This window comes from Chamaesiphon sp. OTE_20_metabat_361, from assembly GCF_031364565.1.
Genome location: NZ_JANLWO010000732.1, coordinates 1 through 10,398 on the forward strand (window position 1 = coordinate 1; position 10,398 = coordinate 10,398).

A 10,398-nucleotide genomic window follows, 5' to 3' on the forward strand; every position below is an offset into this window, starting at 1 on the left:
GTTGGTTTTATCGAAGGAACTCAAAAAGATTTATTACTTCAAGGAGCCGACTTATTTGCCTTGACTTCCCACTCGGAAAACTTTGGGATCGCTGTTCTAGAAGCTCTGGTTGTTGGCACCCCGGTGTTATTAACTCCTGGTGTCGGTCTATCTACTGTCGTTCGCGATCGCGAGCTTGGTTACATTGCCGAGCTAGATATTGAGGCGATTACCGAGGCACTCGCTCGATATCTAACTGAGCCTCATCGCGCACAGCAAATGGGTGTGTATGCCCGTAAGTTTAGTATCGAAAACTACAACTGGGATCGGATCGCCGCCGATCTCATTCGAGTTTACCAAACGATCGTCGATCGACAGCCGCTACCATCAATTTTAGGAACAGCGAAGGTTAATTAATAGTCGTCTGCTTAGGACAAATGCCTGAATTTATTGACGATAGTAATCTAGCTATTTATACCAACTCTATATGAATATCGAGACAATTACGCCACTAATTCTGACTTACAATGAAACTCCCAATATCGGGCGCACGCTCGCAAAACTTGACTGGGCGCAGGAGATAATTGTCATTGATAGTTTTAGCGAGGACAGTACGCTAGAAATCCTCAAATCTCATCCGCAAATCAAAATATTTCAACGGAAATTTGACACCCATGCCCAGCAGTGGAACTACGGTTTAGAGCAGGTTAAGTCAGAGTGGGTCTTGTCTTTAGATGCAGATTATGTATTGACAGATGAGCTGATCGATTCATTTAGTTCTTTGAATAATTCAGCAATTGACGGTTACTTTATCCCCTATAAATACTGTGTATTTGGTAAACCTTTGCACGGAACTATTTTACCCGATCGATTAGCTTTATTTAGAAAAGATCGTGCAACTTATATTGATGATGGTCATACTCAATTACTAGAGCTGCAAGGTCGATCGAGTCGTCTGGATGCCTATATCCATCATGACGATCGCAAGCCGCTCAGTCGGTGGCTGTGGGCGCAAGATCGCTATATGGTGATGGAAGCCAAAAAACTGCTGGAAATGCCTAAATCTGAATTAAGTTTTGGCGATCGAATTCGCAAACGGAAGGTCTTTGCTCCATTTATTGTGTTAATTTACTGCCTAATTCTCAAAGGCGGTATTCTCGATGGTTGGCATGGTTGGTATTATGCTTTCCAACGAACCCTAGCTGAGATATTACTAAGTATTCATATCATCGAAGCCGAACATTTGCGCGATCGGCGATCGAGCGCCAGTACGAGTTCGTCAGCCGAGGTTAGGATCGGGGAACTCTAGATCTGGAGTAGCTGACATTTTGCGCTCTCTAAGCGGTTGGGCTGGATTGCCAGCATAGATGGTCATCGGCGCTAACGATTTACATGCCACGCTGCCCAAACATAATACTGCACCATCACCAACAAAAACACCCGGCCCGACTACAGCGCGGGCGGCAATCCAAGCACCTGCACCGATGTTAATCGGTGTATCCCTAAGCTCGAAAGTCGGACTGCTCCAATCATGATTGCCAGTACATAGATACACATCTTGAGAGATACAGGCGTTGCTACCGATCGTCACCATTGCTACATTGTCAATCCAGCAATTCTCGCCCAACCACGCAAAATCACCTACCGCTAGCCGCCACGGAAATTTCACCCTCAAACCCTGTTTCACAAAGATGCCTTGTCCCATCTGTGCGCCAAAACAACGCAGTACCCAGCACTTAAATTCATAACTGAGAATCCAGTAGCTACTGACTAGTGGCGATCCCAGGTAGTACCAAGCGATTTGCTTCCATAGTGGTGCCCCTGGGACATAGTTGCCTACAGTATATTTATCCAGCCGCATCACAAATTACTTCAACCTAACGATCGGGAAAATTTCAATTATCACCTTTGACACTCCCCCAGCTCGGTGAGGTTTTGCTTTCGCTCACTCTCACAAGCGAGCTTTGTGGGGGAAGCTTCCCCCACAAACGTCGCGCCTAGAAGCAGGGAGATTCTCAGTTCAATGACCCATCTTGCTATCACAGGTTTGCACCAGCGATAGTAGAGGACGAATCTCCCTGAGCGATTCCAATATCTAGTATTGAGATTCCGGTGTGCCCCACCGTGCCTATTGCTTTGGTCAATATATTGAGCGCGGCATTATGGTCGCGTCCGAGTTCACAGCCGCACTGACAAGAGTGAGTACGGGTAGACAACGACTTCTGCACAATTACGCCACAGCTAGAACATTCCTGGCTGGTGTAGGCGGGATTTACTGCAATTGTTACCCGTCCAAATATCCGCCCAAATGTCTCTAGCCAAACTCTAAATTGATACCATCCCGCATCAGAAATCGATTTGGCTAAACAATGGTTTTTAACCATGTTTCTCACTCTTAAATCTTCGTAGGCTACCAAGTCGTTAGACCGGATTACGTTTCGCGCCAATTTTACAGCGTGATCTTTCCGTTGCCTGCTTATTTTAAGGTGGGTCTTACCTAGCTTGATTCGAGATTTGATGCGGTTGTTTGAACCTTTAACCTTGCGAGAAACTAAGCGTTGTGCCCGTTTCACTTTCACTTCACCAGCTCGGTAAAACTTAGGATTTTTAATCTCTAAGCCGTTTGAATCGGTGTAGAAACTAGAAATTCCGACATCTAATCCAATCGTGTTACCAGTAGCAGGTAAAATCTCTGTCCGGTCAACAGAAATGCCAAATTGCACAAAGTAACCATCCGCTCTCTTTACTAGCCGCACCCGTTTGATTTGGTCGGGCTGGTAAAAGTTTAGATCTCTGGTTCCTTTGAGTTTTAACCTACCGATGCCTTTCTTGTCAGTAAAGGTAATCGATTTGCGGTCATCGCTCAATGCCCACCCCGACGTTTTATATTCGACTGAACGGTTGTCTTTCTGGAATTGAGGAAAACCTTTCTTACCAGCAATTTTACTTTTACAGTTATCGTAAAAACGCTGAATTGATGCCCAAGCACGCTCGGCTGCTGCTTGACGTGCCATCGAATTGAGTTGGTTGGCAAACGGGAACTCTTTAGCCAGCACAGCACAGTATTTATTGAGGTCGTAACAAGACTTTGCCCTGCCATCCATCCAAAGCCGAATAGCTTTGTTGCGGATGAACTGCACTGTCCGAATTGCCTCTTCAACTGCGTTGAACTGGCTAGATTTGCCGTAAACTTTATACTCAAATACGAGCATTAGGGGGTATTGGTTTGGCTATGCTTGTGACGAATACAATATCATAAATCAATGGATTGAACAAGGGTTGTCATTGTTCAAAGACGTTAGGCGGCTGAAGCCGCACGAGTCGTCTTTCATCCGTGCGCTAAAGCGACACGATTTTCAGGCATCCCGCCATCTCCTGATAAAATTTGATTTTGCGATAGTAAACACTATTTCTGGGTGAATACTATAGTAAGATGTCCTAGTTAATGACACACAATGAATTCAGACTACATCAGCCTCTATTCGCTCGCGCAAAGCTTTCTGTGCTGTAACACTCTCATCCTCAGAACAGTGAACTTAAACGAAAGTTTTAGAGATTTTAGTTATTCAATTGCATAATGAGGGTACTATATGTATAAATTTTCGATCTCACTAATCGTTCACAATGTATAATTCGATTCACTAAAGTCCCTTTTTCGATCTGCCGTGCAAAAAGACTGACAAAAAATAATGGCTTTATTCATTAAGCATTCCTCCTCACAAGTTAGCGATATGTCGTCTTCCAGGAAAATCAATCTTCCCGAGGCTTGTCCTATTCCCCGGAAAGATTATCCTAGTGCCCCAGAACTTAACTCGCTGACACCCCTGAAAACTTATCCCCCGATCGATCTCAAGATTATCAATCAATTTTTTCCGCCAGATTATGCGGCAACAGGTCAACTTATTGAAGAATTAGCTCACAATCTCAAGATCTTTGGGCGGGTAGATGTATTCACCAGCCAGCCTTCTTATGCCTTCGAGCGAGATGATTCGCCGCGTACGGAATTTCATAACTCTTTAAGCATTCGTCGTTCTCAATCCGCCCGCTTTTGGCCCCAGCGCATTCGCGGTAAAGCAGTTGCTGGCGCGATATTTTTTGTGCGGACAGCGCTCCATCTGCTCCGCCACGCTAACGATCGCGAGATTGTCGTCCTGACTACCGCACCACCGTTTTTACCCTTGCTAGGCTATCTACTCAGCCGCATTTGCCGCATTCGCTATGTCTGTTTGCTCTATGATATTTATCCAGACATCGCGATCGAATTAGGTGTCATCAAGCCGCACCATTGGCTAGTCAAAATCTGGGAGCGACTCAACCGTCTGACTTGGAAACATGCTGAGGCAATTATTGTCTTGAGCGAAAATATGAAAGAGCGGATTGTGGCTAAACAATCAGGTCTGGAGGCGAAAATTGCGATTATTCCCAGTTGGGTCGATCCCGAACAGATCGCACCCATTCCCAAGCAGGATAACTGGTTTGCCCGCGAACACGGACTAGTCGAGCCATTCACCGTGCTATACTCTGGCAACATGGGGCGTTGTCATGATATGGACACTCTATTTGACGCTGTAACTTTGCTACGAGATACACCGATTCGATTTGTGTTTATCGGCAGCGGGGAAAAACGCAAACAATTCCAGCAGTCGGCGATCGATCTGGGATTGACAAATTGTTTATTTCTACCTTACCAATCTCGGGAAAATCTCCCTTATTCGCTAACTGCTTGTGATGTATCGATCGTGAGTGTGAGTGAGGGAATGGAGGGCTTAGTCGCACCGAGTAAGCTATACTCTGCATTAGCATCCGGTCGTCCGATCGTGAGTATTTGCCCCAAAAGCTCTTATCTAAACGACGTTTTCGATCGAGCTAATTGTGGTGCTACCGTTCGCAATGGCGATGCTCGCGGTTTGGCACAATATCTACACCGCCTGAGCCAAAATCCTCGGCTGGCACAGGAACTGGGTCGCTCTGGTCGTGAATATTGTCGCAGCAATTATACATCTGAAAAAATTGCGCGCGATTATTTGGAGTTATTTCAATCGATAGCCTAGATCTACAGATCGATCGTCACTAGCTCAGATGTCCTCTGATACATATGGGTAACTCGTATTGAGTTACCCATTTTGCTGTCTAAGTAGGTAGGTGCAATTATTCATATAATAAATTACGCCTGAAACCTAGTCGGTGGGCAGTGCCCACCCTACTGGCTATTCACTATTTTGCTATCTAAGTAGGCGAGTGTAATTATTTATAGAGTAGATTATCCCAAATCCTGTTTACATACCCAGCCCATTAGCCCTCACCCCCAACCCCTCTCCAATGTTTGGGAGTGGGGAGCTGGTGCCGGAGGCGACTGCGGGGTGAGGGCGACGGGTTTGTGCCTGCAACAAGAAGTGTTGATAAATTGGATTTGGTATTATACCTGAAACCTAGTTGGTGGGCAGTGCCCACCCTACTGGGACTATTCCCTATTCCCTATTCCCTATTTCTGACTTTCGCTGGTGCGGACAAAATTAGCGAGGATCTGAAGACCAGTTGTAGAGGACTTTTCGGGATGAAACTGTACTGCCATAATATTAGCTTGAGCGATCGCGGCGGTAACGGTTTGAGTACCGTGAGTGACAGCAGCGGCAGTCGTCGTTGACACACTCGGCTCGACATAGTAGGAATGATCGAAATATACCCACACAGCGGGGGCTATTTGCCCCCACAGCGGACAGTTTGACTGAGTGAGGTGGAGTTGATTCCAGCCCATTTGTGGGATGGTTAGATGGGGTTCTGGCTGGAACTTCCGGACGATGCCGGGAATTATCCCTAAGCCAGCCTCTCGTCCTTCCTCAGATCGATCGAACAAAATTTGCAAACCCAGACAAATGCCCAGAAATGGTTTGCCGCTGGCAATAATATCTTTGAGTGGCTGCTCCAAATCGCGATCGCGAATCTTTTTGACGGCAGGATCGAAGGAGCCAACTCCCGGCAAAACGATCGCATCGGCGCTGGCTAATTCTGATGGTAAATGGGTAATTAACGGCTCGGCACCCGCATGTTGTAAACCCTTACAAACTGAGTGTAAGTTGCCCATATCGTAGTCTACAACAGCAATTTTTAGCATGGCAGTGGAATTTGACTGAGTGAGCGTGAAAATTTTGGGAGTGCCTAAACAGTTTTCGGCGCAGAATTGGAGTTTAACTCTGATAAATTAGGTCGGGTACACAGGTAGTAAAGTGCCCCAAATAGCGGAATTAATGATAATGCTTTCACTAATTTCGGGTTGTCAAAGTGCCGCCGCTTCATATCATCTGGGATTAAGACTGGCAGCAGTAATGTCAGCAGACAAAAGTCTAAACTCATCACATGAATGAACCGATTAGTTTGCCATTGTTGGGCAAAATCGGCAAAGTTTCCCTGACTGATGCCATAGCTAAGCAGTACGGTCGTCGCGATCGTCAAACTGATGCCCAACCAGCGAGAATCAACTAGTTTGATGATACCATGTCGCTCGATCGGACTGGCACTGGGCCGATTCTCCAGGGGAGAGGCTACGCCAACGCGATTAGCTGGATCGGACACTCGCAAAGCGAGATAAGGTAATATCGCAAAGGCACCAACACCGAAAGATGCCGCACTAAATAGTCCCGCTCGTAGCTTTTGAGTTTTGCCATCAATGAGCATTAGGCAAGCATAAATCATCGGTAACACGCCCATCAGATTGAATAAGGCAATTACTAAGGGATTAATACCGTCCCATTTACCTGTGGACAGATCGATGATTAGTTGTAGTGTATCGCTACGATTCTCCAGAGGAGAGGCTTCGCCAACGGGTGGAGCTAATAAGAAAGCGTAGCCAGTAAATAGCAGCCACAATGTCCCAAAAATCAGTTGATTCGACCTCATCTAAATTATTACGCTCCTAAAACATTGACGATCGATTTATTCCTGACTGATTGCTGTCGAGATATATTTAGCCGCTGATTTGACCAAGGCGATCGAATCTTCATACAGCATCCGTTTGGGACCGAGTAGACCTACACTACCGACGGGAACTGAATCTTGATGGTAGTTAGTCGAAATCAGCGTACAAATTTGCATCGGCTTGAGCGGATTTTCAGCGCCGATTCTGATCTCAATTTTAGACTGCTGCGGGTCTAGTTGGGCTTCCAGACGATCGAGGGCATGAATCTGTGGATTGAAGATTAACTCCCACAATTTGTCTTGCTCTGATTCTAACAAATGCAGTAGATTTTTCACTTGTTGGAGTTGGGAAAATTCGGGCTGACCGAGGACTTCCGAAATCCCCCAAATCATAATCTGTGATGAATGAATGGGTTTAGCTTGCCTAGATAAATCGACCAGCGAATTACTCATCAAACTGATATATTGCTGACACTGCCAATTATCCGGGTGAGATTCGGCACCAATTAATTCGCTCCAATCTAATTGAGATACTTCGAGTAAAGATCTACCGCGCAGTTTACTATTTAAAAAATTTGATAGCATCTGGAGTTCTCGATCGAACAACTCTTCGGCGAGAGTCGGCAAATCTGGGGGTAATTGAACGATTAACGATTGGGTTTCATAAGAGTCCCACACTACAATCGCCATAATTTTGCGCTCATCAGCACGCACGAGTTGAATGTGTTTGACACTCAAGCGACGGTTTTGAGGGAGGGTAATCATCGTGATATAACCGCTGAGCGTCGCCAAGACTTCGACGGCACCGCGCATGATGGCTTCGATACTCCACCCATCCCAATCGAGCTTGTCAGCAAGCGCCCCAGCGACTTGACGACCGATGTCCGGCGATGGCTGGATCGCTCGATCGACATAAACACGATAACCCGAATCTGAAGGAATTCTGCCAGCCGAAGTATGGGGTTGGTATAAAAATCCGGCCTTCTCCAAAGTTGCAAATCCACTGCGAATTGTCGCTGGACTAATATTCAAATTGTAGCCATCTACTAGCGTTTTTGAGCCAACAGGTTCGGCGGTAGAAATATACTGACGAATAGTTGCCCACAAAATCTGTTGATGACGCTGATTCAAATCGAATGACATAGACTAATACCGCTGCACGGAATTAAGAGTTGTGGGGGTTCTTTAGTAGATCCGGTGTCGGCGATCGTTGGGAATGGCGATCGAATAGCGATTAGTTTTTTGCCAATCGGACTAGATCTAAATAAAAAAGTCTGGTGTAATTATTTTGGTTAGATCTTATTTGCTCGTTGGCGTAGCTTCTGGAGAAGGAGAATCGGGCGATCCCGTCGGAGAATACTATCGTAACCGATCTGGGCAACTGCTACCAAAATTCGATTCTCTTTCTCCAGGGGCTGTGCCTACGGCAGGCTAAGCCAACGCCAACGCTAACGAGCTAACTGTGGCGCGGAGCGAACCATGTATGCTTTGGTAGCTTCAGGATCGAGACAGGGGTGAGGGAAAATTCGATCGCCATCATGAGCTAGTATTTGGGTAAACTCGCATCTACATGACGGCTGTAGGCATCAATCCCGCCACTAATATTGCTAACTTGACTAAAACCACGATCGCTCAACCACTGACACATCTGCGCCGATCGCATCCCATGATGACACAAAACAAAGGTAGCGAGATCCTTATCTAGGCGGGTGTAGATTTCTGGCGACCAGTCGGCATGTTCGCTCAATGGTAGATTAATAAATCCCGGCAATGCCACAATGGCTAATTCTTGAGGTTCCCGGACATCTACAAATTGGCACTGCTCATCATTATTAGCAGCTAGCTTGGCAGCTAATTCGGTCACAGTGATTTCAGTAAAATTCATTAATTTATAGCTGAGTTGTAAAGCTAGTTTAGCGCTAAATCCGAGCGGGCTGTCGTTGGCGATATTCACGCTACATCTGGCAACTGTCGCTGGCGCACGTACAACCATAGTAAACCGAGGGAACCGATCGCAATGCCGACCAAGCTGACTACCTGCGAAATTCTCAGCGCACCCCACATCAAACTATCCGTTCGCAAGCCTTCGATCCCAAATCTCCCGACCCCATAAGCAATCAAATAAACTAAAAAAATCGAGCCTGTCTTCAAGCGATGATGGCGAGTATCGGCAACAAATAACCACATCAACAGTGTAAATACTAATAAATTCCACAAAGATTCATACAAAAACGTTGGGTGAAAATAATTAGCTTCTCTAGGAATATATAATCGCCACGGTAAATCTGTCCGCGAGCCATAAGCTTCTGAATTAAAGAAGTTACCCCATCTGCCGATCGCTTGTCCTAATGCTAGCGATGGGGCAACAATATCAGCTAACTGCCAAAAGGAAATTTGCTTGAGTTTAGCAAAGATAATTGCCGCGATCGTCCCGCCAATAATTGCCCCATAAATAGCAATACCGCCTTCCCAAATTTTAATAATTTGCGCTGGATCTCGGGCATAAGTCGGCCACTGGAAAGCCACGTAATACAGTCTTGCAGAGGGAATCGCAGCTAGTATCAGCCAAATTGCCAGATCGGCGATCGCTTCTGGATCGACTTGGCGCGATTTTGCCAAGCGCATCGATAAATTAACACCAATTAAGACTGCACTAGCAATCAATACGCCATACCATTTTAACCGAAACCCTCCTACCTGAAAAATTTCTTCTCCTGGCGACACAAATGTCCATGCCAATGGCGATCGCGTGAAATCGAACCAATCGCTATATGCCCCTAAAATCGTTGTCAAATCTAGGCTTGCTGGTAATGTAACAAATAAATTTGCTACCCCCAACGGGAAATTGAGAAACTCAGCTAACATATCTAATTCATTAACAGTTAATAATTGCCCGACTAATAATGGCAAGGTCAGAGTTGAAAAGTAAGCATCGATCTAGCTGCGAACATTTGCGCTGAGCCGATCTACTGACAACCCATATGGAATGCCTAACTCGATTTAAATATCTCGCGTCAATAAATCGTCAAGACGATCGATATCGCTGCTGCTAAGTAGTGGCGATTGTGACTCAGCATCGCTGTCGATATATTCAGGCGCGAATTTGTCCCAGCCGGAAGTATTGACTGATGTCGATGTCGAGCGGAGCGCAATTGGTTTGAGTGGGAGGGGATTTAAGGGACTGCGGACTGAGTGTACAGATCGATCGGGTAAAATCGAAATCGGCGAAGTTGACTGGGGCTGTGGCGCTCCCGCTTCAAACTGAAAATCTTCATCTTCAATCCATTCTTCCCATACTTCACCATCTCGGTCTACAGATAAATCGAAATCCTCAGCCAACGCTGGATGAGTCGGTAGTTGGGGTGCAACTGGAGCGGGAGCAATCGATGTCGTCCGGGGGGAGAGATCCTCTGCACGTTCGGAACTGCCAGCCGTTGCGGGTAAGGCAGTAAGAATTGCCTCAAGCTGTAGCAGATAGCTACAAACGAGCCGATGACTATCCGCAAC

The 10,398-nt window shown here is 46.1% G+C and carries 11 protein-coding genes; 3 read left to right on the forward strand and 8 right to left on the reverse strand.

All coding sequences use genetic code 11. The features are described from left to right. Positions 1-396, forward strand: a 396-nt coding sequence (locus RMO35_RS20750) for a glycosyltransferase (protein ID WP_309743813.1), incomplete at its 5' end; no start/stop codon positions are given. A 70-nt stretch (positions 397-466) separates the two neighbouring features. Further along, on the forward strand, positions 467-1,288 hold the full coding sequence (locus RMO35_RS20755; RefSeq protein ID WP_309743815.1) for a glycosyltransferase family 2 protein: 822 nt from the start codon (positions 467-469) through the stop codon (positions 1,286-1,288). On the opposite strand, the gene RMO35_RS20760 is transcribed toward RMO35_RS20755, so the two are convergent. Continuing rightward, complete coding sequence (locus RMO35_RS20760) at positions 1,259-1,840, reverse strand: WcaF family extracellular polysaccharide biosynthesis acetyltransferase (protein WP_309743817.1); 582 nt, start codon at positions 1,838-1,840, stop codon at positions 1,259-1,261. The genes RMO35_RS20755 and RMO35_RS20760 overlap by 30 nt on opposite strands. A 178-nt stretch (positions 1,841-2,018) precedes the next feature. After that, on the reverse strand, positions 2,019-3,191 hold the full coding sequence (locus RMO35_RS20765; RefSeq protein ID WP_309743819.1) for a transposase: 1,173 nt from the start codon (positions 3,189-3,191) through the stop codon (positions 2,019-2,021). A gap of 477 nt (positions 3,192-3,668) precedes the next feature. Between RMO35_RS20765 and RMO35_RS20770 the strand changes: the two genes are divergently transcribed. Further along, positions 3,669-5,030, forward strand: coding sequence for a glycosyltransferase family 4 protein (locus tag RMO35_RS20770; RefSeq protein WP_309743821.1), 1,362 nt, complete (start codon positions 3,669-3,671; stop codon positions 5,028-5,030). 431 nt (positions 5,031-5,461) lie between these two features. Here RMO35_RS20770 and hisH read toward each other — a convergent pair whose 3' ends face one another. The 6 genes from hisH to RMO35_RS20800 all read right to left on the reverse strand — a co-directional run. Then, positions 5,462-6,091, reverse strand: a complete 630-nt coding sequence (hisH, locus tag RMO35_RS20775) for an imidazole glycerol phosphate synthase subunit HisH (protein ID WP_309743823.1) — start codon at positions 6,089-6,091, stop codon at positions 5,462-5,464. 44 nt (positions 6,092-6,135) lie between these two features. Continuing rightward, positions 6,136-6,873 carry a DUF2834 domain-containing protein gene (locus RMO35_RS20780; RefSeq protein ID WP_309743825.1) on the reverse strand — a complete coding sequence of 246 codons (738 nt, stop codon included), beginning with the start codon at positions 6,871-6,873 and terminating at the stop codon, positions 6,136-6,138. A 36-nt stretch (positions 6,874-6,909) separates the two neighbouring features. Beyond that, positions 6,910-8,034, reverse strand: a complete 1,125-nt coding sequence (gene hrcA, locus RMO35_RS20785) for a heat-inducible transcriptional repressor HrcA (RefSeq protein ID WP_309743827.1) — start codon at positions 8,032-8,034, stop codon at positions 6,910-6,912. A 400-nt stretch (positions 8,035-8,434) separates the two neighbouring features. After that, positions 8,435-8,884 carry a rhodanese-like domain-containing protein gene (locus RMO35_RS20790; protein ID WP_309743829.1) on the reverse strand — a complete coding sequence of 150 codons (450 nt, stop codon included), beginning with the start codon at positions 8,882-8,884 and terminating at the stop codon, positions 8,435-8,437. Further along, positions 8,842-9,801, reverse strand: a complete 960-nt coding sequence (gene lgt / locus RMO35_RS20795) for a prolipoprotein diacylglyceryl transferase (RefSeq protein ID WP_309743831.1) — start codon at positions 9,799-9,801, stop codon at positions 8,842-8,844. The genes RMO35_RS20790 and lgt overlap by 43 nt, the downstream gene beginning before the upstream one ends. 90 nt (positions 9,802-9,891) lie before the next feature. Then, positions 9,892-10,398 (reverse strand): hypothetical protein (locus RMO35_RS20800; protein ID WP_309743833.1); only part of this gene is annotated, 507 nt, incomplete at its 5' end.

Coding starts and splice junctions, on each gene's coding strand:
- RMO35_RS20780 (WP_309743825.1), bottom strand. CDS start 6,873: ATGAGGTCGAATCAACTGATTTTTGGGACATTGTGGCTGCTATTTACT.
- RMO35_RS20755 (WP_309743815.1), top strand. CDS start 467: ATGAATATCGAGACAATTACGCCACTAATTCTGACTTACAATGAAACT.
- RMO35_RS20760 (WP_309743817.1), bottom strand. CDS start 1,840: ATGCGGCTGGATAAATATACTGTAGGCAACTATGTCCCAGGGGCACCA.
- RMO35_RS20770 (WP_309743821.1), top strand. CDS start 3,669: ATGGCTTTATTCATTAAGCATTCCTCCTCACAAGTTAGCGATATGTCG.
- hrcA (WP_309743827.1), bottom strand. CDS start 8,034: ATGTCATTCGATTTGAATCAGCGTCATCAACAGATTTTGTGGGCAACT.
- hisH (WP_309743823.1), bottom strand. CDS start 6,091: ATGCTAAAAATTGCTGTTGTAGACTACGATATGGGCAACTTACACTCA.
- RMO35_RS20790 (WP_309743829.1), bottom strand. CDS start 8,884: ATGGTTGTACGTGCGCCAGCGACAGTTGCCAGATGTAGCGTGAATATC.
- RMO35_RS20765 (WP_309743819.1), bottom strand. CDS start 3,191: ATGCTCGTATTTGAGTATAAAGTTTACGGCAAATCTAGCCAGTTCAAC.